General features: G+C 41.2%; 21 protein-coding genes and 1 pseudogene. 5 read left to right on the forward strand and 17 right to left on the reverse strand.

From position 1 onward, the window contains the following. Window positions 1-153: 153 nt before the first annotated feature. The 4 genes from PluTT01m_RS07935 to PluTT01m_RS27100 all read right to left on the reverse strand — a co-directional run bounded on the left by PluTT01m_RS07935 (window position 154) and on the right by PluTT01m_RS27100 (window position 4533). Complete coding sequence (locus PluTT01m_RS07935) at window positions 154-1278, reverse strand: lipase family protein (RefSeq protein WP_011145820.1); 1125 nt, start codon at window positions 1276-1278, stop codon at window positions 154-156. Between the two features lie 710 nt (window positions 1279-1988). After that, window positions 1989-3382 (reverse strand): IS5-like element ISPlu14 family transposase gene (locus tag PluTT01m_RS07940; RefSeq protein ID WP_109791427.1). Its coding sequence is split into 2 segments (ribosomal slippage): window positions 1989-2815 and window positions 2815-3382, totalling 1395 coding nucleotides; the frame shifts between segments, so codons are not numbered across the junction. Between the two features lie 109 nt (window positions 3383-3491). Next, window positions 3492-4328 carry a 3-mercaptopyruvate sulfurtransferase gene (gene sseA, locus PluTT01m_RS07945; RefSeq protein ID WP_011145821.1) on the reverse strand — a complete coding sequence of 279 codons (837 nt, stop codon included), beginning with the start codon at window positions 4326-4328 and terminating at the stop codon, window positions 3492-3494. Between the two features lie 43 nt (window positions 4329-4371). Further along, window positions 4372-4533, reverse strand: a complete 162-nt coding sequence (locus PluTT01m_RS27100) for a hypothetical protein (RefSeq protein WP_164488463.1) — start codon at window positions 4531-4533, stop codon at window positions 4372-4374. 190 nt (window positions 4534-4723) lie between these two features. Here PluTT01m_RS27100 and dinG point away from each other — a divergent pair, with 190 nt between their 5' ends. Next, a complete protein-coding gene (dinG, locus tag PluTT01m_RS07950; RefSeq protein WP_011145823.1) occupies window positions 4724-6871 on the forward strand; it encodes an ATP-dependent DNA helicase DinG in 2148 nt (715 codons plus the stop codon). Next, window positions 6871-7779, forward strand: coding sequence for a DNA-binding transcriptional regulator YafC (yafC, locus tag PluTT01m_RS07955; RefSeq protein ID WP_011145824.1), 909 nt, complete (start codon window positions 6871-6873; stop codon window positions 7777-7779). The genes dinG and yafC overlap by 1 nt, the downstream gene beginning before the upstream one ends. Window positions 7780-7912: 133 nt before the next feature. Here yafC and PluTT01m_RS07960 read toward each other — a convergent pair whose 3' ends face one another. The 9 genes and pseudogenes from PluTT01m_RS07960 to rhtA all read right to left on the reverse strand — a co-directional run bounded on the left by PluTT01m_RS07960 (window position 7913) and on the right by rhtA (window position 16273). After that, complete coding sequence (locus tag PluTT01m_RS07960; protein WP_041380012.1) at window positions 7913-9013, reverse strand: alkene reductase; 1101 nt, start codon at window positions 9011-9013, stop codon at window positions 7913-7915. Window positions 9014-9287: 274 nt separating this feature from the next. After that, entirely contained in the window at window positions 9288-10094 is an 807-nt protein-coding gene (gene dkgB, locus PluTT01m_RS07965; RefSeq protein WP_011145826.1) for a 2,5-didehydrogluconate reductase DkgB, read from the reverse strand. Between the two features lie 746 nt (window positions 10095-10840). Then, complete coding sequence (locus PluTT01m_RS07975) at window positions 10841-11194, reverse strand: addiction module antidote protein (RefSeq protein WP_049789763.1); 354 nt, start codon at window positions 11192-11194, stop codon at window positions 10841-10843. Between the two features lie 17 nt (window positions 11195-11211). Continuing rightward, window positions 11212-12105: a dihydrodipicolinate synthase family protein gene (locus PluTT01m_RS07980; RefSeq protein ID WP_011145828.1), complete on the reverse strand. Its 894-nt coding sequence runs from the start codon at window positions 12103-12105 to the stop codon at window positions 11212-11214. A gap of 16 nt (window positions 12106-12121) precedes the next feature. Next, window positions 12122-13060, reverse strand: a complete 939-nt coding sequence (locus PluTT01m_RS07985; protein ID WP_011145829.1) for an alpha/beta fold hydrolase — start codon at window positions 13058-13060, stop codon at window positions 12122-12124. A gap of 64 nt (window positions 13061-13124) precedes the next feature. Next, complete coding sequence (locus tag PluTT01m_RS07990) at window positions 13125-13820, reverse strand: alpha/beta fold hydrolase (RefSeq protein WP_011145830.1); 696 nt, start codon at window positions 13818-13820, stop codon at window positions 13125-13127. Between the two features lie 404 nt (window positions 13821-14224). Beyond that, window positions 14225-14446, reverse strand: coding sequence for an alkylphosphonate utilization protein (locus PluTT01m_RS07995; protein WP_011145831.1), 222 nt, complete (start codon window positions 14444-14446; stop codon window positions 14225-14227). A 291-nt stretch (window positions 14447-14737) separates the two neighbouring features. Beyond that, a pseudogene (gene dps / locus PluTT01m_RS08000) lies at window positions 14738-15097 on the reverse strand (DNA starvation/stationary phase protection protein Dps); the annotation flags it as partial. Window positions 15098-15379: 282 nt separating this feature from the next. Beyond that, window positions 15380-16273 (reverse strand): threonine/homoserine exporter RhtA, encoded by an 894-nt coding sequence (gene rhtA, locus PluTT01m_RS08005; RefSeq protein WP_011145832.1) that lies wholly within the window; start codon window positions 16271-16273, stop codon window positions 15380-15382. Window positions 16274-16952: 679 nt separating this feature from the next. Here rhtA and PluTT01m_RS08010 point away from each other — a divergent pair. Then, window positions 16953-17516, forward strand: a complete 564-nt coding sequence (locus tag PluTT01m_RS08010) for an LOG family protein (RefSeq protein WP_011145833.1) — start codon at window positions 16953-16955, stop codon at window positions 17514-17516. A 318-nt stretch (window positions 17517-17834) separates the two neighbouring features. On the opposite strand, the gene PluTT01m_RS08015 is transcribed toward PluTT01m_RS08010, so the two are convergent. Further along, on the reverse strand, window positions 17835-18245 hold the full coding sequence (locus tag PluTT01m_RS08015; RefSeq protein WP_011145834.1) for a hypothetical protein: 411 nt from the start codon (window positions 18243-18245) through the stop codon (window positions 17835-17837). A 1104-nt stretch (window positions 18246-19349) separates the two neighbouring features. Between PluTT01m_RS08015 and PluTT01m_RS08020 the strand changes: the two genes are divergently transcribed. Further along, window positions 19350-20945 (forward strand): ABC-F family ATPase, encoded by a 1596-nt coding sequence (locus tag PluTT01m_RS08020; RefSeq protein WP_011145835.1) that lies wholly within the window; start codon window positions 19350-19352, stop codon window positions 20943-20945. Between the two features lie 98 nt (window positions 20946-21043). Here the strand turns inward: PluTT01m_RS08020 and moeB are convergent, their stop codons facing one another. The 3 genes from moeB to PluTT01m_RS08035 form a co-directional block, all read right to left on the reverse strand. Then, window positions 21044-21796, reverse strand: a complete 753-nt coding sequence (gene moeB, locus PluTT01m_RS08025) for a molybdopterin-synthase adenylyltransferase MoeB (protein WP_011145836.1) — start codon at window positions 21794-21796, stop codon at window positions 21044-21046. After that, the gene (moeA, locus tag PluTT01m_RS08030; RefSeq protein ID WP_011145837.1) at window positions 21796-23037 is read right to left on the reverse strand and encodes a molybdopterin molybdotransferase MoeA; all 1242 of its coding nucleotides are present in this window, start codon (window positions 23035-23037) and stop codon (window positions 21796-21798) included. The genes moeB and moeA overlap by 1 nt, the downstream gene beginning before the upstream one ends. A gap of 221 nt (window positions 23038-23258) precedes the next feature. Next, window positions 23259-24005 carry an SDR family NAD(P)-dependent oxidoreductase gene (locus tag PluTT01m_RS08035; RefSeq protein WP_011145838.1) on the reverse strand — a complete coding sequence of 249 codons (747 nt, stop codon included), beginning with the start codon at window positions 24003-24005 and terminating at the stop codon, window positions 23259-23261. A gap of 505 nt (window positions 24006-24510) precedes the next feature. Here PluTT01m_RS08035 and PluTT01m_RS08040 point away from each other — a divergent pair. Further along, complete coding sequence (locus PluTT01m_RS08040; protein ID WP_041380759.1) at window positions 24511-25677, forward strand: YbfB/YjiJ family MFS transporter; 1167 nt, start codon at window positions 24511-24513, stop codon at window positions 25675-25677. The last annotated feature ends 29 nt before the right edge of the window (window positions 25678-25706 follow it).

The following is a 25706-nucleotide window of genomic DNA, read 5'->3' on the forward strand; positions in this document are numbered from 1 at the left end:
ATCTCTGTGAATAATATTTTTGGGAATAATTATAAATTGGTGATATTCTAAATGATATATGTAAAAGTGATCTTATTATTATGTTTAAATAATTTTAGTTTAATGGAGCCTTTGCAATAAGGCTCCATTGAATTGAGATAAAATATAATAAATTTATGAGATATTAATATTGTTATCAGGCAGAGATATCCGTAAGAAATAAGCGACGATATCTTGAGATAGATTACTATTAATAACCACAAGATCATCAATAGGTGGTTGAGTACCGTCATTAACCTCCACTAAATTCATGCCATATTGGTTGGCATAGGCTTTAATATGTTGAAAAACAACTTGCTTATTGAGATCCAGTTCTGCAATAGGTGCTGTAAAAGGTAAATCTGGTGTGAGTTTGGTGTAACCTTTATCTTGCACGAGAAGAACAATCTTTTTAAATCTGTCAATTAGTTTCTCATCTAATTTAATTAATGGTTCATAGATAGTTGGGATTTTTGCTAATCCATCCAGATTCCAAATGAGGGAAATAACATCTTTACGATTATATATCCTTAAAAAATGGCTCTTATAGCTAGTTGCTGACGTGTGGTTGAAAACAGATTTAATGTAAGAGGCAAAAACGTCATTACCGGTATTTGGGTTAGCAAAAGAACAAACATGAATACGAATATTGTTATTCCCTTTATTAAGGTATAAGCGTTTTAAATATAATCCAAGGGTAGAGGCGAGAATACCACCTAAACTGTGCCCGGTAATGGTAATATTATGTATGCCTTTTTCCGAAGCAATTTTATTAATTGCGTCAATAAGTGATTCTCCATGACCAGGAATATTGTTACTTTTTACTTGATTAACAATATAGTCTAATGCTATGTGAGTTCCATAAGAGATCTTAGCGTCTTTAAACTCTTCCGGGATATTTTGATCCCAAAGTGACCAATTTACGGTTTCGTGTACAGCAAAGTTTTCAACCTGCCAGTTAACATCAGACCATGATCCTCGGATAACGATGCGATAATCATGGGGAATTTTGCGATTTTTTACAATGAATAAAACGTGGTCGTCCTTATTATCTTTACTGTTTTTTCCATTATCAACACGAAAAACAGCGGGCCCCCAAATAATAGAGAATCTATTGGCAGTTACTTTACTCTTTTCCAATGATGCTTGAATGTTTTCCGCAACCATAGTCGGTTCTGGTTTTTCGGTTATTATACTTCCAGCACCACTAATAAAGCTGAGCGCGAGATTTATTCTTTGATCTTTAAGAGAAATAGTCATTTTTACTCTCCATTTTTATGATATAAATGTTGATATTATGCTTTGGTGAATACATTAATATTCAACTCTTTCAGTACTTAGTGCATTAGGATGTTTTATTTTTCTTGCTTTATCATAAAGAGTTTCAATACATCTTGGGATTGATCTCCTCACATGTTGCTCATGTCCACGATTTATTGACAAGAATGGCGTGCAATATTAGTGCCTATTGGAAAGTAGCTTAATCTTATTTTTAAATAAAAAACAGAGTCGAATTTTAAGTTAATAATAATAATATTTGAACTTACAAATATATTTATTTCATTATTTTATGTCACTCTGATTGATAAAAAATAGTATTGATTGAAGAATAGAGAATTAAATTAATAAATAGGATTGTGAAATATAACGATACGGGAATTATTTGATTGGCTGTTATCTGGGGATCGAAAAATATATCTATTTGTTTATACCCTATAGATTTCAAGATGCATCGCGGCGGCAAGGGAGTGAATCCCCGGGAGCATAGATAACTATGTGACCGGGGTGAGTGCAGCCAACAAAGAAGCAAATTGAAAGATAACGGGTATATATTGAATAATTAAAGGGCATAGAGATGCCCTCAGACCGCTGACAAACCCCATTGAAAATAATGGGGTTTGTTCCTTTCATTACGAATCATAATACAACTCATTTTCCTCATTGACCCGATTCAATCGCCCGTCAGGGCGTTATTTTCGCTTCGCGGGCATTGACTGGCTCGCCCTCCAGAGATAAAAACAACAAAGCATCGCGACCAGCAAGGCTATCTTCTTGATATTTTGGGCAGTTGCCGCCAAAAGACACTGTATTTGCACCTTCTGCAACCCGCGAAAATGGGCATAACGGTGCCCGTGATGTTGCTTCGCATCCGCAAAACTGCGCTCTATTGTTTCCTTTCGTCGCTTGTAAACTTTTTTACCCCATTCCGTTAGCCGGTTTTCTCTGGCCTGCTCTTTACTGGCCTCCCAGATATGACGGGTTATCGTTTTTCCGCCTTTCGCGTGCGTGCAGGCATCACGCTGCGGGCAACACTGGCAGATAGCCGCCGGGGCCTGATAATGCCGGTATCCCTGACGGTCGGTTGTGGTATAAATCAGTTTTTCTCCCTGCGGGCAGACATAACAATCCTGTAGCTGGTCATAGGTGAAATGTTTCTTCTGAAAGGTATTTGGTCCCTTATTCGGCCGGCGATAACCTATGATGGGGATAATGCCTAACTGTTCCGTCAGATAACAAACCGGGGCCGTAAAATAGCCCGCATCCAACCCAACCGCGAGGGGATTGAGAGCAAAACGCTCTAACTGACGCGTCAAACGCTTGATAAAAGGCTGGCTGTCGTGGACATTACCCGGTGTGGCGTAGGTATCGGTGATAATACCGACTTGCCCATCCACGGTACGGTGGTCAAGGTAAAAGAACCCCCTGGGTTTGTTGGTCCGGTGCATAAACCCGCTTTCCGGATCGACGGTACTGACCTTCGTCTTTCTCTGCCGTTCCTTTAGGGCTGGCTTCAGGCTTTTTTTCCAGCTGCCGCCCGGTCTTGAGTGACGGCTTTATCCAGTGCGTCAACATAGGCGCCGGGGGGAACCGACCGCATGACATTCTCCGATTTATGCGGATTGGCACTGGCTTTCAGGTGGGTGCTGTCGGTATAGAGTACGTGTCCGCCCACAAATCCTTTGGCTATCGCCTGTTCAACAATGTGGTCAAAAATCTGTTGGAAGACCGCGGTATGATTGAAACGGCGGCGGCGGTTCTGGCTCAGGGTTGAGGCATCAGGGACCTTTTCTGTCAGTCCGAGGCGCAGAAACCAGCGGTAAGCCACATTAACCTGAATTTCCTGTACCAGACGGCGTTCACTGGGGACGCCAAACAAGTAGCCGAGTAACATCATTTTAATCAGCATGACCGGATCGATAGCAGGACGGCCATTATTGTGGCAATACAACGGGGCGACTAATTCGCGGATAAATTCGAAATCAATGGCAGCATCGACTTGACGGACCAAATGATTTTTAGGGACCAGCTCGTCAAGCGAGAGCGTTTCTGGCGGGAAAGTCTGGAGAGGGGGGGGTCTTAACATGGTGGCAAGCTCCGTTGAGTGAACGGAACTTAATTAAAACAAAATGCCGGATAAAAAACCAGCACTTTGTCAATAATCTGAGGGCATAGAGATGCCCTATAGCATTTAATTATTTTTCAAGTGGTAAGGCTTCATCTGCTCCCCATTCAGCCCATGAGCCGTCATATAAATAAACATCTTTCTTGCCGATGATATCTAAGCCCAGTACCAAAACGGCAGCGGTCATTCCCGATCCACAACTGGTGATAACCGGTTTGTTTAAATCGACGCCTTGTTTATGGAAAATATCGGTAATTTCAGTTTCTGATTTAAAGTGGCCATTCTCTACTAACATGGTCCACGGAATGTTTTTACTACCGGGAATATGGCCCATTCTTAATCCGGGACGCGGTTCTGGGGCCTTAGCTTGAAAGCGGTCTGTCGCTCTAGCATCGACAATTTGGATTTGTTGATCATTTAGCGCACCCAGAATTTGTTCCAGTGATTTCACTTTGTCGGCATTGAAATCGGTATTAAAGATTTGAGGATTGCGCTTCACTTCCCCTGATGCTGTTGGAAATCCTGCCTGTTGCCAGCCTTGTAAACCGCCATCAAGAATACGGACGTTGTGGCTACCGAATATCTTAAATGTCCACCATGCGCGAGGAGCGGAGAACATATTGCCTTGGTCATAAATCACGACTAAATGATTTTCACTAATGCCCATTGCGCCAACAGCCTGACTAAAAGTTTGCGGATCGGGCAGCATGTGAGGTAATCCACTTTGATGATTGGCAATTTTGTCTAAATCAAGAAATTGGGCACCGGGGATATGGGTATTCAGCCAAAGTTTATGACAATCAATTTGTTGAGGTGGTGGTGGGGCGGTTGCATCAAGGATGACGAGATTCTTATCATCAAGATGATCTTTTAGCCATTGTGGAGTGACAAAGTATGCGTTATTCATGAGGTCCCTCACTTGATACAAAGATAAAATATGCCACAGCCCGTTATTGTTGTTGTACCGGTGCCGTGGTGGTTTCTGGTTGTTGGCTGGTTAGTGATTCTATCGGTGTGGTCGAACGGGTATACATATTAAGGCCCGCTAAGAATACGCCGCCAATTGAACCAAATGCAAAGATAGCGATGAAAATGATAAGGAGCTTTTTCATTATTGTTCTCAGGTGTTGTAGAAAATAGGAAGTATGTTGTAGAAAATAAGAAGTATATAGCGTTCTGAATAGCTGACAAGGTGCTCACTAATTTAACGAGCGAGTTGACTGATTATTGCCTCGACATGGAGCTGATTTCATTTCTGCTCTGTGGGACAATAGCGCTCCGATTTCATAGCAGTAGAATCCAATGGCACTTTCCAATTCAATAAAAAATCAGATAAGTCAGTGGTATAAGATATTACCTCAACATATTAATGGTTTTATTTCTCGTGCTCCGCAGCGGCAGATGATTGCCGAAGTTGCAAAAACACTTGCGGATCAGGAAGGTCGTCATTTGGTTATTGAGGCACCAACGGGAATCGGTAAAACCCTTTCTTACCTGCTACCTGGCATTGCTATCAGTAGAGCGGAAAGTAAGCCATTGGTTGTAAGTACGGCGAATGTTGCTTTACAAGATCAGATTTACAGTAAAGACCTGCCACTGTTGCGCAAAATTATTCCCGATCTGAAATTTACCGGTGCTTTTGGTCGTGGTCGTTATGTTTGCCCTCGCAATCTTGACGCTATCTGTGCAACCGATAGCGAACAGATTGATCTTATGTTTTTGGTTGAGGACAAAACAGAGCTTGCCAGTAGTGAAGAGCGGGAATTGTGTCGTCGGTTGCGTAGTGATTACACAACCTTTGCCTGGGATGGGTTGCGTGATCACCATAAATTGGCTTTGTCCGATGCTTTGTGGGGGAAAGTGAGTACGGATAAAGCAAATTGTCTGGGACGTAACTGTCAGTATTATCATCGTTGCCCATTTTTTATTGCTCGCCGTGAGATAGAAAATGTCGATGTGGTGGTGGTTAACCATGCGTTAGTGATGGCGGCATTGGAGAGTGAATCGGTACTGCCTGATGCTAAAAATTTGTTATTGGTACTCGACGAAGGGCACCATATACCGGATGTTGCCAGGGATTCTCTGGAAGTTGAAGGGGAAATCACCCTGTTTCAACTTAATGGTCAATTGGATACTTTTGTTCGTCATGTTGAGCAATATCTGGTGCAATTCCATCCGGCAAAGCCACCACGCTTAGCGAATGCCAGTCGCCTGAATGAACACAGTGAAAAATTACGGGAATGCTTTAGAGAGCTCGCAATTATCACTCAGGCGTTTTTACCGGAAAAGAATGAAGTCGATGAGTATCTGTTTGAGCGGGGTAAATTACCGGATAACTTGCTACTTTGCTGCCAGCAGCTATTTAAACTGACTGATGGTTTACGGGGTTTGGCAGAAGCGATACTGAATGATTTGACTGAGCGGACGGCTAAACAGGATATTGTCAGATTACATCGGTCTATTTTGCATACCAGTCGTGCGCTTGGATATTTTGAAAATATGACTAAGTTGTGGCGTTTGGCAGCGTTGGAAGAGTCATCCAGTGCACCGATATCAAAATGGCTTAGACGCCGTGATGAGAAAAATCAATCGCACCTCTATTTCCATTGTGCCGGTATCAGAGTCAGTGAACAGCTTAATCAACTGCTTTGGCGTAGCATTCCTCATGTGGTCGTGACATCGGCAACGCTTCGTTCTCTGAATAGTTTTTCTCGTATTCAGGAATTGACCGGGTTAACTGAAAAAGCCGGGGACCGTTTTGTCGCATTGTCATCACCTTTTGACCATGTACGGCAGGGTAAATTGGTTATTCCCAAAATGTCATGGGAACCGACACTGCACAATGAAGCCGCTCATTTGCAAGAGATGGCGGGTTATTTCAGGGCTCAATTGCTGAGTCAGCAACATAAAGGCATGTTGGTTTTGTTCAGCAGTCAGAGAGCGATGGATATCTTTCTCTCTTATGTAACGGATTTACGCCTGATGTTACTTGTGCAGGGGGATCAGCCACGTTATCGGTTAGTGGAAACACATTGTCAGCGTATTAATGAAGGGCAATGTAGTGTACTGATTGGATTGCAATCTTTTGCGGAAGGGCTGGATTTAAAGGGAGATTACCTGTCCCAAGTTCATATTCAAAAAATTTCATTTCCGCCGGTGAATAATCCGGTCATTATTACTGAAAGCGAGTGGTTGAAATCACTTAAACGTTATCCTTTTGAAGTGCAGAGTTTACCAAGTGCTTCTTTTAGCCTTATTCAGCAAGTAGGAAGGCTTATCCGTAGCCATGAATGTTATGGTGATGTGGTGATTTATGACAGGCGCTTACTGAGCAAAAGGTATGGCCCAAGATTATTGCAAGCGCTGCCCGTTTTCCCCATTGAGCAGCCGGAAGTTCTTTCAGAGGCGGAAATTGGGGACATGAATACTCTTTTGCAAGGAAGGCAATAATGAAGGCAAATTCAGAAGAGTTAACAATTTTCGTGTCAGTCGTGGAAAACGGGAGTTTCAGTCGTGCGGCGGAACACCTGCAATTAGCAAATTCCGCCGTGAGCCGTTCTATAAAAAAACTGGAAAAGAAACTAGGCGTGAGTCTGCTCAATCGCACAACACGTCAGCTTAGCTTAACCGAAGAAGGTGAGCGTTATTTCCGCCGAGTTCAGCATGTTCTACAAGAAATGGCCGCCGCTGAAACTGAAATTATGGAATCTAAACACACTCCAAGTGGTTTATTGCGTATCGATGCTGCAACACCCGTCGTATTACATTTACTGATACCACTGATTAAACCTTTTCGCGAACGCTACCCAGAAATAACGTTATCACTGATTTCTTCGGAAACGTATATCAATCTGATTGAACGCAAAGTGGATATTGCCATTCGTGTAGGCAACTTAACCGACTCCAGTCTACGAGCTCGACCACTTTTTTCCAGCTATCGAAAAATCGTCGCCTCTCCTGAATATCTGAAAAAATATGGCATACCGCAATGCATTGAGGAGTTGAAAAACCATATTTGTCTTGGCTTTACCGAACCGGTATCACTGAATACCTGGCCGATAGCTTGTCAGGACGGACAACTGCATGAAATAACCGTGGGACTTTCTTCCAACAGTGGTGAAACCCTGAAACAACTGTGTGTAACGGGTAATGGTATCGCGTGTCTGTCTGATTATATGATTGATAAGGAGATTACCAGTGGTGAACTTGTTGAACTACTGGTTGAAAAACGTTTACCCGTCGGGATGCCTTTCAATGCCGTATATTACAGCGATCAGGCTGTAAGCACCCGAATCAGGGCATTTATCGATTTTCTGAGTGAATATGTCAATGACTCCCGTAAATACTTTGGTCGTTAAAGCAAAAATTAATCTTTATAAAGATGATTTCAAGATGCATCGCGACGAGAATCCCCGGGAGCATAGCCGAACTATGTGACCGGGGTAAGTGGGTGTAGCCAACAAAGAGGCAACTTGAAGGATAACGGGTATATTAGTTTATAGCCAAATAATCGGTATAACCTTCCATATTACCACCGAAAAATTTTTCTTTTATCGGCGGGTTTAGCTCTAGCTTATTAGCAAGACGATAGGGTAAATCTGGGTTAGCAATAAAAGGGCGACCAAATCCGATCAAATCCGCCCAGCCTTTAGTTAGCGCTTCTTCCGCTCGTTCCAAAGTGTATTTACCGGAATATATCAACGTGCCGTGATAAAGGAGGCGAAAAGCTTCTTTGAAGGTTACTGGCATGACGGGAGCGTCTTCCCAATCCGCTTCGGCAATATGAATATAGGCTATGCCGATATCATTTAGCACACTCGCGGCAGCCAGATAAGTGGCTTCGGGCGTATCATCTTTTGAACCCATCAGGGTTGTGAGTGGTGCCAGGCGAACACCTAGCTTATCTTTCCCTATCGCGCTAGCCACTGATGTAGCGACTTCTCTCAAGAAACGTAAACGATTTTGTAAAGTTCCACCATATTCGTCATCTCGTAGGTTAGTCTGAGAATCAATAAACTGATTAATAAGATAACCATTCGCCGCATGAAGCTCTACACCATCAAAACCTGCTGCAATAGCATTATTTGCTGCTTGAACATAATCATTTACGATATCTGGAATTTCATCAAGTGTCAGTGCTCGTGGCTGCGAGTGTTGTACCATTTCACCGATACCATGTTCAGGTCCACGGCCTGCCACATCCAGAAAAACTTTTACACCTTTTGCTTGAAGGGCAGAGGGAGAAACCGGCTCAGAATTATTGGGTTGTAGAATCGTGTGTGAAACACGTCCTACATGCCATAATTGAGCAAAAATTTTGCCTCCTGCCATATGTACCGCATCTGTTACTTTTTTCCATCCTATTATCTGCTCAGGCTTATAAATACCTGGCGTCCATGCATATCCTTGCCCCTGTTGGCTGATTTGTGTACCTTCGCTGATAATTAGTCCTGCACTGGCACGTTGTGCATAATATTCAGCCATCAAATCAGTCGCTATACCGTTTGTTCCAGCCCGTGAACGAGTCATCGGTGGCATAACAATACGATTAGATAACGACAGACCATTCAGAGAATAGCGTTCAAAAAGCATAATATTTCTCACTCTTTATTATTCATTGATTTTGATTTGTGTATATGGAGATATTATGCTTCGCAAACTCTTTCTAAAAAGGCTTATTACGACAAAAGACTTTTGCTGTAAGTGTAAAAATGTTCGAGTTTTCTTATTATCTAAGATAATTAAGGGTAATTTGTAAAATCGATTTACTAAGTGAAAATGGAAGCAGCTCCCGAAGGAGCTGAAATAAGCAAGTATGTTTCTGCAAAGCGGAGAGATTACTGAGTTTATTAAGAAGTGGGAGTCATTAATTATCCCATTGGGGAGCAAGTCCTTCTGGATTAACGAGACGTTCGTTGTGATCAAGTGTGGCGATCGCCGCCATGTCGTCTGCATCAAGTTTAAGCACGGAGGCTCTCAGATTACTTTGTAAATTTTCGCGCTTAGTTGAAGATGGGATCACGCTATAACCCAATGCCATCGCCCAAGACAAAATCACCTGCGCAGGCGTGGCTTGATGTTTGGTGGCTATGCGTCTGATAACTTCATCTTGAAGAGCTTTACTATAAGCGAGGGTCATATAGGAAGTGATATGAATTCCATGATCTTTCGCCCAAGCTGTCACGTGGCAGTTTTGTAGATAGGGAGAAAGTTCAATTTGGTTCGTGGTGATGTGTTCAGCACCTACTGCATCGATAGCCTGTTGCATGAGATCAATCGTAAAGTTTGAAACACCGATTTCACGTGTCAACCCCATATTTTTAGCGTCCAGTAACGCATTCATTGTTTCATCAACACTGACAACGTTGTGTGGTGATGGCCAATGAATTAGCGTCAAATCAACATAATCAGTGCGCAGCTTCGCTATACTCTCTTTAAGACTTGGTATCAATTTTTCTTTGCTTAAATTTTCTGTCCAGATTTTTGTCGTGATATAGATATCTTCACGAGCTACACCGCTTTCTTCTATGGCTTGTCCTACTGCGGCTTCATTCTCATAAATTTGTGCTGTATCAATCGCACGATATCCCAATTCAAGGGCATTTTTTACCGATGTGATCACAACATCATCTTTCAGACGAAAAGTACCTAATCCAAATGCAGGAACAGACATAATAAACCTCATGTATACCCGTCATCTTTCAAGCTGCCTCTTTGTTGGCTGCACTCACTCACCCCGGTCACATAGTTATCTATGCTCCCGGAGATTCGCTCCCTTGCCGTCGCGATGCAACTTGAAATCCATAGGGTATAATATTTAATTAAGAAAGGCTTTATTATCATGAGATAAATTGCAATAAAAAAGAGCAGTAAATGCAGAAGTCTTTTGCTGATATGACAAAAATATAATCTATACCCGTTATCCTTCAAGTTGCCTCTTTGTTGGCGGCACTCGCTCACCCCGGTCACATAGTTATCTATGCTCCCGGGGATTCGTTCCCTTGCCGCCGCGATGCATCTTGAAATCCATTGGGTATATACCCGTATTCTAGTTTTTGTGGACGATGCAATCAGCCACCTTATACAACTGCGCTTTGTTAAATCTGAATTAATGTTTACCTACTTCGAGGCTACTCGTGGATATCTGGAAAAACATGATAAACCACGGGTACCTCTGATGCTGTGCCACGACAGTCTGGAGGGATGTAGAAGATGGCGATTACAGGGAAGAGCAGCCTTAAGTTGCTGCTTATACCCGTTATCTTTCAAGTTGCCTCTTTGTTGGCTGCGCTCGTTCACCCCGGTCACATAGTTATCTATGCTCCCGGGGATTCTCTCCCTTGCCGTCGCGATGTATCTTGAAATCCATAGGGTATATATCATCGCCATCCAGACTTTATCATTCCAATCAATCAAAGACTAAGCTATCGTAGCAATATGCGAGAATTGGAACCCTGTTGCTGCAACTACGCTACGCAGAGTTTTGAGTGTTGGATTGCCTTTCGGCGACAGTGTGCGATACAGTGTCTCACGAGAAATGCCTGCTTTTTCAGCAACTTGAGCCATTCCTCCACGCGCCTCTACTACGTGGCGCAATGCCATTAGAAACGCTTCCTGCCCGCCTTCTTCATCCATATCAATAAAAGCCTGATGCAGATAATGCTGCGCAAATTCAGGGTCTTCGCGGAGAAGCGGCACCATCGCATCATCTACAAGCACGATGGTGTAAAGAAAGACGTCTCTTCGCCGGAAAAGAAAATCTCCGGCGAGCATATTTTTCATCATTTGGTTTAAATAAGGTTTTTTAAATCTTCGAGAATGGTGCCTAGCTGATCACGGGGCTGACCTGATAATGACTTGAGTGGAAAGGGAAGACAAGGGGCGGTTACTTTGCCCAGTAACTCAGCGGCGGCTGCGGTGACCCTGAGGCTACCATAGGTTTTGAAGAGCCTCCAGACAGGTTCAAGGGTAGCCGACAACATCTGTACCGTTTTTGTATCATTATCCTTTGCTGCGCGAGTGATAGCCAGTGCAGTTCGCGGAAAAAGTCCACCCATGACAGAGAACCAGACATCACATCCAGCGCAGAGGCCCGTCGCCGCTTGCCAGTCCCCGCTGATTCCGAGCGAAACGTGGCTGGGAAGGCGGGAACGAAGCGCATTCACCTGTTGTGTAGCCAGAGACAGTGCCTGCGGCAAGCGAGCAAGTTTGAGCGAGCTGACAGACGGTAAATTGGCAATGTTAATCAGCAGCTCATCGCTAAATTCAAAACCTGTCGTTGCAGGATTATCATAGACGCAAAGCGGTACGGATAGATAACGGCTGACTTCTTCATAGAGCGAATACACCTCGTCCGGTGTGGGACGCTGGTAAGAAACAGGTGCCAGCATTACGGCGCTAACACCCGCGTGTTGAGCATCTTCAGCAAGGCTGAGTATATCCGCTACACGCAGCGCTCCAATGCTGACCATCACCGGTATACTGTTCGCATGTTCAACAGCCAGTCGGGCGACATGCGCGCGCTCCGATAATGTAAGATAGGCGTAGCTACCCGTCGATCCCAGTGCGCCGATAGAATCCACTCCAGCTTCAACAAGATTTTCAATAAGCGAGATAAATGTCTTCTCATCTACCTTGTTGCCATACAGCGGTGTTAAAGGAAAAGCACTTAGTCCGGTAAACATTCTTTTCTCCTGTTTTTTAATAAAAGAAAGCAGAAAGATCCTTTGAAAATCTTAATGGATCTTTAAGCGCTAAGAAGTGATCTCCATGCTCTTCCCGACCATAAATTATAATTTCCCCTTTTGGTACAGTAGATGAAATCCATTGTTGGCTTTCTATCCAGTCGCTGTTTTCACCTGAAAAAATTAAAGTAGGAACGGTTATTTTATGGGAAATAACATCTCGCCAATCATTTAAAATATGTTCAAATAGTACTGATTTCAAATCATCTATACTTTGTGGAACAAATTCATTGGCAAAGGTTTGTGAATTGAAAAATGCGGGTGCTCCTTCTGTTGTATAATATTTAAGTATATCAGAATTAAAGAACATTTTATTCCCGGGAATTTTTCCACTATAGACGTCTATCAAAGCTTCTGGCGAATTTGTAAAAGCTCCTGCTTTAATTCTTTCTTCCTCTGACCAATCTGCGTGGCAATAAATAGAAGGTGGTTCATCAATCAATGCTATTTTTTTTATTACTTCCAATCCGAAAAGATCAATGTAGCTCCATAGTACCGAACATCCCATAGACCACCCACAGAAATATGCTTTCTTTATATTAACAGCAACAATAAATTCATGAAGATCAGCAGAAAAACGAGAAATTCTATTTCCATAATTTACTTTTTGAGATAAACCATGATTACGCTGATCCAATACATAAACTTCATATTTCTTGCTGAGAAGATATATTATATTTATATATTCTGCACCATGTGAGGACCAACCGGGGATGAATATTAAAGTTTCTCCTTTACCGGCCTTCCAAAAAGAGAGAGATACCTCATCACTTGTTTTAAAAAAACCAATTTCAAGATCTTTCAAATCGGATAACTTCTCTGGAAGTTCTTTAATTGTGTGGGGAAATTTGAAATCACGACCAAAGAACTCTAGAGCTTTATTGTATGTTAACATATTCTAACTTCCGTTTAATTTAACTGTTTGATATGTTGAAATAATATCATCGTGCATAGATAGGTTAACTCATATTTAACCACTCGATGAGCGCTTTGTTCACTTCTTCTGGCTGCTCAAGTGTTGTGGCATGTCCACACCTGTATAATTTAATTAATTTTGCGTTTGGTATCTTTTCAGCCATTTCTTCTGAATATTCAGGTGGAGTTATGGTGTCACTGTCACCGACAAGAACCAATGTAGGTACACTGATATGGGTTAAAATATTTCGATTATCTGTACGATCACCTAAAGCCTTGGATTGACGAACATAAGCATCAAAGCCAGTTTCTTTCCCCATGCGAATAATAGTATTTATAAGATTTTTATCGTGCTGACGAGATTTGTGCACTCCTGTGGTAGCCATATTTTTTAAGATTTCTTCGAAATTTTCCAGAGTGGTTTTATTTAGTAAATTTTCTCTCATCTTTTTTTGCTCTTCTGTCTCTGGACGCGCAGAGCTATTAAGTAAAGCTAATCGGCTTACGCGCTCCGGAGCTAACTTCATTATTTCCAGACAAATGAAACCTCCCATAGACATGCCAGCAAGAGAAAAATAGGAAGGTGCCTTCTGGATGATATCTTTCGCCATTTCTGTAAGACTACTACCTTCCAGTATTGATGGTATTGTAACGGAACTATGCTTCCAAAGATTAGGTATTTGGTAGGCAAATAACTCGGATGTGCATAAATGACCGGGGATGATGATTGTTGGTTCCATATTGGATTTCCTTGCATTAATATTACTGTTTTTTTATACAGTACGGCATATAAAAAGTCAACTTTTTAGTATTTATTAGAAAGCAGTAGCATGCCTACGGTGTGAGCTAAAACGCTGTAAGAAGAGTGCGCTATATTGAGATTGAATGATTTTATAAAAAAATATTTATTTGTTTGGGGATGATTTTAATTGTCCCTGTTTTATTTGTGAATGTTAATTTTTTATATGAGAAAAATTAAAAGACATTAGATTGCCTTAACGATAGTTATAAGCATAGGTATAAAGAAAGGGGGGCGTATCTGTTAGTTCGCTTCGCTTACTGCTTAACAAGGTTGCCCCTGAGCAGCCCTATCCCCCCTTTTTTATCGGCAAATTCAGTAAATAAAATCGATAGAAAAGGCGACTTATCCTACTTTTTTCAGAAAACAGGTTTTCAGTACTAACCCTCTGATTTTATCTGCGTTACATTCGATTTCATCTTCACGATGGGTAAGACGGATATTTTTAATCAAAGTGCCGCGTTTTAACGTTGCTGATGTGCCTTTTACTTTTAGATCTTTGATGACCTGTACAGAATCGCCATCATTAAGTAGGGTGCCATTGCTGTCTTTTACTTCGTTGTCCATTTTGCTATTTCCTCAAGTTATTTCTGAAAATAAGTGTGGATTATAGACAGTTTGTACTGATTTTTAAAGAATATGACGAAATTTATCCGAATGGAGGGCATTTTATGATGTTTTGCCGTGTCGGATCTTGGTAATGAAAGGCTAATGTAAACAGGACCCTGTGTTAATAGGGGCCTGTAAGTCTCAGAGCTCTATACCCGTTATCTTTCAAGTTGCCTCTTTGTTGGCTCCCTTGCCGCCGCGATGCATCTTGAAATCCATAGGGTGCATAATATGGTGGCTCTTTATATTTTACTGCTCAACGCTTGCTTCAATAAACCATAAGAATTTGTCGAGATCACGGGAGGCGGCGGTTAACATATCTGCGGTGTTTTCATCTTCAACTTCGTTCAGCGCTTTGCGGATATCATTAGCGACAACAGCATAACGGTCGGCCAGTGCTTTTAGATGGTCCTGCACGTCATGGATATTTGTTGGGTAGCTTTTCAGTGCTGTGTGTCTATTAACTTCTTGTACGGTGCCGAGAGCTATTCCACCAAGTTGTACGACTCTTTCTGCAAAGATATCTGAATGTTCAATAATTGTGGCACGAAAGGTATCCAGCATTTCATGGATGGAAATGAAATTTTTGCCACGCATGTTCCAATGTGCTTAATAATTTCCCCTGGATGTTAATAATGAGTTTTTCGTTGGCGAGATGAATGTAACTCGATATTAGTCTTAAATCATATAGTTTATTCCTATTAAATCAATAGTTAATTTTTATAGGGAAATATTCACTATAAAATTCTTAGATTAATATTGAAAAGTATAATAATTTATCAGGTAAATCTGCGTGAATAATTTTGTTATGAATGAGTTTCTTTATTTATAAAAAACCGGAGAATGACTTTACTCCTCCGGCTTCTATTTCATTTCGATTAAATAAAATGATTAATCAACTTCGGTGATTTTAGGTTTTCTTTTTATTGTTGATGTAGAACCGATGGAGGCAAAAATAATACAGAACAGCGCCAGCCATTGCGTTATAGTTAAATGTTCATTCAGAAACACAATACCAGATAGCGCACCCAGTGCGGGTTCAAGACTCATTAGAGTACCAAATGTTTGTGCAGGTAAACGGGTTAGGGCAATCATTTCTAGTGTATATGGGAATGCAGTAGACAGAATCGCAATTGCCAGTGCCAGAGGGAGAATTGACATATCAAATAATAGTTCTGGCCCCGTTTGTATTAAACCGACAGGGAAAAATATCATAGCAGCGATAAATGAACCAATAGACACCGTTGCTGCTCCATGACCTGCACCGGCGCGTTGGCCGAAAATAATATACAGTGCCCAGCAAACACCTGCGCTGAGTGCATAAATAATCCCTATAGGATCTAAACTATTAATATTATTATTGCCAATGGGGAGTAGGAAAGCTAAGCCGGCGATAACCAATGCCACCCAAAGAAAATCTATTGGTCGGCGTGATGAAAACATAGCTACAGCCAATGGGCCGGTAAATTCAAGGGCCACGGCAATACCTAAAGGAATAGTTGTCAGTGCCATATAGAATGTATAATTCATCGCGCCAAGAGCAATACCATATGTAAGCAGTGGCATGATGGATTTTCGGCTAAAACGCAGGCGCCAGGGTTTAAAAATAATAAACAGAATGAGAGTTCCAAGACCTAGGCGCAGTGCGGTAACACCCGGTGCACCGATGACCGGAAACAGCGTTTTGGCAAGAGAAGCACCGCCCTGAATTGATGTCATAGCCAGTAGTAACAGTATTACAGGTATTAATGGAAAGGCACTCTTTTGGAGCTTGGAAGGAGACATCCGGGCAAAACCTCAATTAAAATCAAGTGATCTGACCGATAATCTTCGCAGTGAAATGCAGATAACTCAATAGGTTTAGAGAATATAATTTTAGCGAAATATTTTTCATTTATTAGACTATTTTATATGTTTATAGTGAGATTAAATTTCATTATTGGTGTATAATTCTGGTATGGATTTACATTGTATTTTAATATGTTGATAATTTAGGAATTACAAGTGATGAAGGTATTTATTATCATCTGATTGATGCTTGATTTCATATCATAATATACCCAATGGATTTCAAAATGGATCGCGACGATAAGGGAGTGAATCCCCAGGAGCATAGCAAACTATGTGACCGGGGTGAGCGAGAGCGGCCAACAAAGAGGCAACTTGAAAGATAACGGATATAATTAAGAATAAGTTATGATTAATGCTAATATTGAATATGAAAGAAACCGTTTTTATTTTGTTTTCTTGGTATCAGTTTTATAAGTGAGTTGTATGATTGTGATACTAACGTATACCCTATGGATTTCAAGATGGATCGCGACGGCAAGGGAACGAATCCCCGGGAGCATAGCAAACTATGTGACCGGGGTGAGTGAGTGCAGCCAACAAAGAAGCAACTTGAAAGATGACGGGTATATAATCCTATTTTTCATGTGAAGGTAAAGTAACAGGAGCTAAGATAATGAAAAGTATTGCTGTTTATTGTGGTTCAAGTCTGGGTATATCTGAAATCTATAAAGAAAATGTCATTATCTTCGCAAAGGAATTGGTTAAACGTAATCTTACGCTCATTTATGGTGGCGCAAGTGTGGGCATTATGGGAACTGTTGCTAATACGGTTTTGGCAGAGGGTGGGAAAGTCATTGGTGTTATTCCAACATTATTGGAGTCGCGGGAAATATCACATAAAAATCTGACAGAATTATACGTTGTTGAAACTATGCATCAGCGTAAAAACAAAATGATTGAGTTAGCTGATGGTTTTGTTGCTTTGCCTGGGGGTTTTGGCACATTGGAAGAGTTCAGTGAGGTATTTACCTGGAGTCAGATTGGGTTACATACGAAACCTTGCGGTATTCTTAATATTAATAACTTTTATGATCCGTTAATTGCGATGATTAATAAAATGGCTGATGAACAATTCTTACATGAAAAATATCGTCATATGGCAATAATTGAGCAAGATCCTGCTATCTTACTCGATCGTTTTAATACTTATCGGTCGCCATCTATAAAAACATATTAAAATCAATTTCATAATAAAAAAGCGATATCATTGTAATGTGTAAATAAGAAACCAGAAAATAGAATTTAAACTGATAAGAGAATTAAAAATAGTGGCTAGAAGTCACTATTTTAATCAGGTTGAGTTGATTGTATTAGCCAGAATGGAGATATGATCCACTTTAATAAAAGAGAGGGTGGTACAGAAATAATCAGCATTTACCTTTAATTAAGGTAAATAAAAATGTTGTTTCTCGAAATAAATAAACCATTCCTGTTGTATAGATATTAATTAAAATATCTTCTCACAGGAATGGTTGTTAATACTAGTGATTAAGTATTAGCTTACAATCATATATTCTACTACTGGATTATTACCGCCATCTGCTGTATAGGATAAATGTAAATCATCACCTAAATAATCGGTTGAGATTGAATAGCTGCTGCTGCCAATCAAAGGGTTACTCCATGTAATATAGATACTATAGATTTCGCCTTTGCTATCCACAAATACATAAGTACAGCGCCCTGCAACACCACCTATCAGGCTGTTTGAATCACTTCTCCAAATCGCTTTTCCAGGTGTGCTATCATTGCTTCTATTAATGACTTGAGGAGGAAGAGTAGTCCACTCACCTTGATCCAGACGAATAGAATCCTGGATAAGTTTAAGTTTATATGGTGATTTGTTAGTTACTTTTGCAATAACGCTAATTGGTGCTTTTAAAGAAATTACTTCGATCTCTGACATAATATTACCTCTTGTGATTGATTTTAAAAATATAATTAATAAATTCCAGGATTTTAATTCAACCTGTTATGGTTATATAAAATCACTTGGGGTGGAACTAACCTTCTTAGCTATATTGGATAGCTTATTTTTACTTCTTATTAGAATTCCGTTTCTTTATGTTTCCTAAAAGTCAATTTTTATATCTGAGTCTTTTTATTTATCGTTATCACCATTTTATTACCATTTTTAATAATTTTAATAATTTTAATCTTTTAAAATATTAAAATTAAAAGCAAGCTATTTATTCATTGGTGTAGATAAAAAGATTTATTTTGTCTCGATGTTTTTTAAGATACCTTTTCTCTCAGATAAAAGTCAATTTTTTTGATCTTGGTGTTTTATTATAAAATAACAACCGGTTAATTATATTTTCGTACTTAAAAACGTAGATATAAATGATAAAATATGTCTATGTTTTTAATAACTAATATATAAAACAACTATAATGACAAACAAAAATAGGCCGCTGGGTCTATGATGAATGATAATAATTTTATTATTTTTTTGAGCATTAATTCATCATTATATTGATGAGATGTTAATATGTTGTAATATTGAATGAGTATAACTTAGTAACAGATTGTATTTATTTTGAGTAGTTATAAACGCACTAATTTGATAAGTCTTTATTATTGCTAAGAAGTTTACTGATTTATTGATTAGCAAATATTTGGATAATTAGGCAAAATTATATTCACTATAGGGACTATTACATCCTTGATGAAAAAACTGTAAAAAGGAAATTATTGTGAACGTAATGTCATTAATCCCTAATATGTTTATTTGCAGTGTGCCAATATTGATTTCTCTTATTTTCTTCTTTTTGCCTGATTTGAAAGCACATTCCGCATAAAATTAAATCACGATATCGTTTTGTCATTCAGAGTACCAGAATGAATTATTCTATTGATTAGCGGCTGGTGTAATATCTGTTTCAGAATAACGGGTATAGCTCGAATAACGCTCAAAACTCCCCGCGATCTCTTAACACTATTGTGGCATAATGCGCCGTTATCGATTTTTCCGATTTTCCTTTTGTTTCTAAATGTAAGAGCGAACGCAGTGTTAAGTACAAACAACATCACCATGCAGTTTGGCAGTAAGCCCCTGTTTGAAAACATTTCTGTCAAGTTTGGCAACGGTAACCGTTATGGTCTGATTGGCGCTAATGGTTCTGGTAAATCCACTTTTATGAAAATTCTGGGAGGTGATCTGACACCCTCTGTCGGCAATGTCAGCACCGATCCCAATGAACGTATTGGTAAACTGCGTCAGGATCAGTTTGCTTTTGAAGAGTTCACGGTGTTGGATACCGTGATTATGGGGCACACGGAACTGTGGCAGGTAAAGCAGGAGCGTGACCGCATCTATGCCATGGCAGAAATGAGTGAAGAGGATGGCTATCGCGTTGCCGATCTGGAAGTCGCTTATGGCGAGATGGATGGTTATAGTGCCGAAGCGCGTGCCGGAGAGTTGTTGTTAGGTGTTGGTATTCCAGTAGAACAGCATTACGGTTTGATGAGCGAAGTGGCACCAGGCTGGAAATTGCGTGTATTGCTGGCTCAAGCGCTGTTTTCTAATCCTGATGTTCTGTTATTGGATGAACCGACGAATAACCTGGATATTGATACTATTCGTTGGTTAGAGCAAATACTGAATGAACGAAACAGCACCATGATTATTATTTCCCATGATCGTCACTTCCTGAATACAGTTTGTACTCATATGGCCGATCTTGATTACGGTGAGTTGCGTCTGTTCCCCGGTAATTATGATGAATATATGGTTGCCGCCACTCAGGCTCGTGAACGTCTGCTAGCTGATAATGCGAAGAAGAAAGCACAGATTGCGGAATTGCAGTCTTTTGTCAGCCGTTTTAGTGCTAATGCTTCTAAATCAAAACAGGCGACTTCGCGTGCTCGTCAGATTGATAAAATCCAGTTGGAAGAAGTTAAAGCATCCAGCCGTCAGAATCCTTATATCCGTTTTGAGCAAGATAAGAAATTGTTCCGTAATGCTCTGGAATTGGAAGGTTTTACTAAAGGCTATGATAATGGCCCTCTGTTTAAAAATCTTAATCTCCTGCTGGAAGTTGGTGAAAAACTCGCTGTTATTGGTGCTAACGGTATTGGTAAAACAACTTTCTTGAAAACGCTCGTTGGTGAAACAGAGCCAACCAGTGGTGTAGTTAAGTGGTCTGAAAATAGTAGCATTGGGTACTATGCTCAGGATCATGCCAGTGATTTTGACTGTGATCTGACAGTTTTTGACTGGATGAGTCAATGGAAGAGAGAAGGGGATGATGAACAAGCTGTTCGTAGTGTATTAGGCCGTTTGTTGTTCAGCCAGGATGACATTAAGAAAAAAGTCAAAGTATTATCGGGTGGCGAAAAAGGACGGATGTTATTTGGTAAGTTGATGATGCAACAGCCAAATATTCTGATAATGGATGAACCAACAAACCACTTGGATATGGAATCTATTGAATCTTTGAACCTTGCGCTTGAATTGTATAAAGGTACTTTGATATTTGTTTCTCATGATCGGGAATTTGTTAGCTCATTGGCAAGCCGAGTGATGGAAATTAAATCTGATAAGGTCATTGATTTCAAAGGTACTTATGATGAATATCTAAGAAGTCAGGGAATTATTGAGTAATCATCTTGTGGCATAAATCGCCCTGGTTGAGATAACCGGGGCGTGTTATTTCTATTGTTTGTTATTTCTATTGCTTGTTATTTCTATCGGTGGATAAATTAACTGTTGCACACTTCGCAATTGGGATCTTTAAGTAATTTAATATCACGAAATTGCATTGTCATCGCATCAAACAGTAAAACCTTTCCACTGCTGACTTTGCCATATCCAGTAAGGAGTTTGATGGTTTCCATTGCCTGTAATGTACCGATGGTACCGACCAATGGTGCCATAACTCCCGTTTCCACGCACGTTAGATTATTTTCGCCAAACAGTCTGCTCAGGCAACGGTAGCAGGGGGCATTTGGCTGATAAGTAAATGTAGTGAGTTGTCCTTCCATGCGAATAGCTGCGCCGGAAACCAGTGGCGTTTTCCTTGCCAGACACAGGCGGTTCAGTTGCTCGCGGATTGTTACATTATCAGTACAATCCAAGACAACATCATTCTGGCTGATAAGTTCATCTAGCGCTTGATCTTCCAGTAATCCATTAACGGTTTTAATCGTGACATGTGGGTTTATTGCTCGGAGTGTCAACTGGGCTGAATGCACTTTAGCCATGCCGATACGTTCATCTCGATGTAGGATCTGCCGTTGCAAGTTCGAGAGAGAAACGGTATCAAAATCCAGCAGTGTTATTGTTCCCACACCTGCTGCGGTCAAATACTGGGATGCTGCGCAACCTAAACCACCGGCACCAACTATCAGGATCGCCGAAGATTTCAATTTTTCCTGACCGTCAAAATCGAACCCGCGTAGAACAATCTGGCGGTTATAGCGTAGGGTTTCTGCATCTGTTAGTTCAATGGTCATTATTCATTTTTCAGTAAGTGATTGAACAATTCGATTTCAACATTTTCACCAACTTCTACCTGTCCACGTTCACGTTCCAGAACAATGAAGCAGTTCCCCTGACTGAATGAACTAAATATATGAGAGCCTTGATGTCCTGTTGTACGAACTTCTAGTTCACCTTGTTCATTCACCGAAGTAATGCCCCGTTGAAAATCCATTCTTCCCGGTCTCTTTTTCAATGGCGTGGTGACCTTGGCGCGCATACGCATAGGGGGTTGCCATGCCGTAAAACCGGATAGACGCGCGATTAAAGGTTGAACTAATTGATAGAAAGTGAGAACGGCTGAAACTGGATTACCGGGCAAACCGCAGAACCAGGCGTTTTTTAGTTTGCCAAAAGCGAAAGGTTTACCCGGTTTCATTGCCAGTTTCCAGAAACTGATTTCGCCTAATTCATCCAGTATCTGCTTAGTGTAGTCTGCTTCACCTACAGAAACGCCACCACTGCTGATGACTAAATCTGCTTTTTGATCTGCTTGTGCGAAAACATGGCGTAAAGCTTGAGGATTGTCTGCAATAACCCCGAAATCAATAACGTCGCAATCCAGTTTCTCCAGCATCAGTCGAACGGTAAGACGGTTGGTATCATAAATTTGCCCTTCCTTAAGTGGGTGACCGATAGCTTGTAGCTCATCACCGGTCGAGAAAATGGCGACTTTTAATTTGCGAACCACCTCAACGTCGGTGATGCCTAAAGATGCAATTAGGGGTAACTGAGCGGTGGATAATTTGCTGCCTGCCGACAAAACTACTGCACCTTTAGCAATATCTTCGCCAGCCAGACGGATATTCTGACCTTGCTTGGCTGGCTGAGTGAAAACGATGCCATCATCAGTAGTTTCTGCGTGCTCCTGCATAATGACCGTATCAGCGCCTATGGGAATCGGTGCGCCAGTCATAATGCGGATACAAGTTGCAACTGGCCATTCTCCTTGAAAAGGTACGCCAGCCAGTGCTTTTCCTGCCAGAGGCAGTGGTTTATTGCTGTTTAAATCCGCATGGCGTACGGCATAACCATCCATTGCTGAGTTAGCAAAAGGGGGCACATTGATAGGAGAAATAATATTTGTTGCAGTAATGCGTCCTGATGTTCGCGGGAGGCTGACGGTTTCTGTGTCAGTCAGTGGTGTAACTTGCGTCAGAAGTTTTTCCAACGCCTGCTGCAAAGAGATCAATTCAGAGGTATGACAGTGATCCATAATGATGCTCCCAGATAAGGTTTTTCATTAGTGGCATTATGGCAGAGATCATCATATGTGTGAGTGATATTTGACTTTGCTCGTATGTTCCATAAACACGGCGATATTGGTGTTGGTTATCCAAAACGCCGCGACATGTGATAAGTATGTAGAACACGACGATTAACCTGGCGTTAGAAAATTTGCTGCTGTCATAGCCAGGTTAGAAAGCGCGTAAGCGCTTATAAGGTTTGACCACTGTCAACGGTTATGATTTGTCCTGTCATCGATTCTGCTTTTAACAACATTAAGGTTATTTCTGCAACATCTTCTGGCGTTGAAATTCTTTCTAAGGGCAAATAAGTGCAAAGCGTATGCATTTTCTCTTCTCTCCCTTTCCACCATCTTGTTTCAACGGCACCTGGCGCTACGCAGTTAACCCTGACCGATGGAGCCAGTGCCCGAGCTAAGGATTTTGTCAGTCCGTGAACCGCTGATTTGGAAGCGGCGTAGGGGATACAAGAGCCCAGGCCGGTTTCGCCGGCGATACTACCGACATTCACGATAGCACTCCCTGTTCTTGCTTTAAGATAAGGTGCCGCATACCGGCAACAATGAAATGTGCCTTTCACATTAACATCAATAATGGCATCCCAAATATCGCTAGATATGGCATCAAGATCTTCAAATTGAAGTTGCCTAGTTGTCGCCGCGTTATTTACCAGATAGTCGATCCCGCTAAATTTTTCCACGACGGTGTTTATCATGGCTTGTACAGCCGATTCGTCGGCAACATCTGCTTTTATCGCGATAGCTTGCCCCCCATCCTTGATAATGGCCTCTGTTGTTTCCTGCGCTTCAAGTTCACTTTGTGAATAGATCACTGCGACAGCAGCACCTTGTTTCGCCAGCATAATACTGATAGCCCGTCCTATACCGGTTCCACCACCGGTTACAATAGCAGTCTTACCTTGAAATGCTTTATACATAACAATGCTCCTTATTAATATTTGTACATAACATGATGAATCATATCTCTTATATACCCGTCATCTTTCAAGTTGCTTCTTTGTTGGCTGCACTCGCTCACCCCGGTCACATAGTTTGCTATGTTCCCGGGGATTCACTCCCTTGCCGCCGCGATGCATCTTGAAATCCATAGGGTATAGACAAGTTTGTTAGTACTATTTTGGCATTATTGTGTGGACAATATTGTGTGGAAGCTTGGTTAATTCAGCTAATGTTATGTTGTAAAACTCGATTTAACCTTAATAGAGGTAACTGAGTAGAGGTAAAAATAAATAAATGGAGCAGAGGACGAAAATTCATATACTCCGATGTTCCAGATACTGTCATTAATTGCTTACTGACTTTTTATTTATGGGCAGAAATAATTTACGTTTTTCTGGAATTTTGTTAATTAAAAGTGTGTATTTTATTTGATTTTTGTTATGGCTTATGAGAAATAAATTAAAAAAATAACATTTTATGGCTATGAACAATTCAACTTCTCCTCAACAAAGTCACCGCTACCTCGCTTTTCATATCGCAATGAGTGGATTTTTGGCGCTGGTTGTCGCTATGGGAATTGGGCGTACTGCCTTCACTCCTCAAGTGCCTTTAATGATCGCAGAATTCCAGTTTAGTCTAACTGGGGCAGGTATCGTTGCGGCTTTTAACTATTTGGGATATCTGGCTGGTTCTTACGATGCAATGCGGGCGCACCGTTTGATTGAATATCGGCTTTGGGCCGGATTGTGGGGAGCAGTGATTATCACATTGCTCTCTGCACTACTGTATGGGGCGATATTGCACAGTATTGCCCGTTTTCTTATTGGTTGGGCAAGTGGCTGGACATTGGTATTGGTGACATCATGGGCCAATGAACAGTTGGCTAAATTGAATCGTCCTGCGTTGAGTGCTGCCATATTTGCGGGACCGGGAGTCGGGATATTCGTTACTGGTATCCTTGCTATTGGTATTCAAGCATGGCAAGTGAGCGCTGCCGAAGCATGGATGTTGTATGGCATTTTGGCGCTGATTTGTAGTATCTATATTAGTCGGCATTTACCCCGTGGTGGTGAGTTACACCGTTCACAGGCTGAGGTGAAGAAACTGACTTTGACGCCTGCAATTAAGCAGTTGGTATGGAGTTACAGCTTAGCGGGCTTTGGTTATATTTTGCCAGCGACTTTTCTTTCACAAATGGCGAGTGATCGTTTCCCTGGCAGCTTGTTTGCGCAGTTTGTCTGGCCAATATTTGGTGGTGCCGCAGTCATCGGCATTGGTTTTGCTATTCTGACCCGTCATATGCTGACAACGCAAATCCGGCTTGCGATCACTTTATGGATTCAGGCTGTGGGCATTCTTATCGCTGAGATCATTCCGGGAATAGGTGGTCTGGCATTAAGCTCTTTGTTGGTTGGTGGGGGTTTTATGTGTGTGGTGCAAATGGCGTTTCAATATGGGCGTGAATTAGCGCCAGAACATAGCCGTTATATGGCCGGATTGTTAACCACCGGATATGCTGTCGGGCAGCTAATTGGTCCGATGCTGTCAGCGGTTTCTACCACAATAACCGGGAGATTGGAGCCAGCGTTATATGTTGCATTGATTACCTTGGTCATTGCCGGGTTATTGGTTTGTGACCGGGGTGGGTGAGTGCAGCCAACAAAGAGGCAACTTGAAAG

It is taken from the genome of Photorhabdus laumondii subsp. laumondii (assembly GCF_003343245.1).
GTDB lineage: Bacteria > Pseudomonadota > Gammaproteobacteria > Enterobacterales > Enterobacteriaceae > Photorhabdus > Photorhabdus laumondii.

Bases quoted from the DNA above. Each gene is read 5' to 3' on its own strand.
- PluTT01m_RS07935 (WP_011145820.1), bottom strand. From the start codon at position 1,278: ATGACTATTTCTCTTAAAGATCAAAGAATAAATCTCGCGCTCAGCTTT.
- sseA (WP_011145821.1), bottom strand. From the start codon at position 4,328: ATGAATAACGCATACTTTGTCACTCCACAATGGCTAAAAGATCATCTT.
- PluTT01m_RS27100 (WP_164488463.1), bottom strand. From the start codon at position 4,533: ATGAAAAAGCTCCTTATCATTTTCATCGCTATCTTTGCATTTGGTTCA.
- dinG (WP_011145823.1), top strand. From the start codon at position 4,724: ATGGCACTTTCCAATTCAATAAAAAATCAGATAAGTCAGTGGTATAAG.
- yafC (WP_011145824.1), top strand. From the start codon at position 6,871: ATGAAGGCAAATTCAGAAGAGTTAACAATTTTCGTGTCAGTCGTGGAA.
- PluTT01m_RS07960 (WP_041380012.1), bottom strand. From the start codon at position 9,013: ATGCTTTTTGAACGCTATTCTCTGAATGGTCTGTCGTTATCTAATCGT.
- dkgB (WP_011145826.1), bottom strand. From the start codon at position 10,094: ATGTCTGTTCCTGCATTTGGATTAGGTACTTTTCGTCTGAAAGATGAT.
- PluTT01m_RS07975 (WP_049789763.1), bottom strand. From the start codon at position 11,194: ATGCTCGCCGGAGATTTTCTTTTCCGGCGAAGAGACGTCTTTCTTTAC.
- PluTT01m_RS07980 (WP_011145828.1), bottom strand. From the start codon at position 12,105: ATGTTTACCGGACTAAGTGCTTTTCCTTTAACACCGCTGTATGGCAAC.
- PluTT01m_RS07985 (WP_011145829.1), bottom strand. From the start codon at position 13,060: ATGTTAACATACAATAAAGCTCTAGAGTTCTTTGGTCGTGATTTCAAA.
- PluTT01m_RS07990 (WP_011145830.1), bottom strand. From the start codon at position 13,820: ATGGAACCAACAATCATCATCCCCGGTCATTTATGCACATCCGAGTTA.
- PluTT01m_RS07995 (WP_011145831.1), bottom strand. From the start codon at position 14,446: ATGGACAACGAAGTAAAAGACAGCAATGGCACCCTACTTAATGATGGC.
- rhtA (WP_011145832.1), bottom strand. From the start codon at position 16,273: ATGTCTCCTTCCAAGCTCCAAAAGAGTGCCTTTCCATTAATACCTGTA.
- PluTT01m_RS08010 (WP_011145833.1), top strand. From the start codon at position 16,953: ATGAAAAGTATTGCTGTTTATTGTGGTTCAAGTCTGGGTATATCTGAA.
- PluTT01m_RS08015 (WP_011145834.1), bottom strand. From the start codon at position 18,245: ATGTCAGAGATCGAAGTAATTTCTTTAAAAGCACCAATTAGCGTTATT.
- moeB (WP_011145836.1), bottom strand. From the start codon at position 21,796: ATGACCATTGAACTAACAGATGCAGAAACCCTACGCTATAACCGCCAG.
- moeA (WP_011145837.1), bottom strand. From the start codon at position 23,037: ATGGATCACTGTCATACCTCTGAATTGATCTCTTTGCAGCAGGCGTTG.
- PluTT01m_RS08035 (WP_011145838.1), bottom strand. From the start codon at position 24,005: ATGTATAAAGCATTTCAAGGTAAGACTGCTATTGTAACCGGTGGTGGA.
- PluTT01m_RS08040 (WP_041380759.1), top strand. From the start codon at position 24,511: ATGAACAATTCAACTTCTCCTCAACAAAGTCACCGCTACCTCGCTTTT.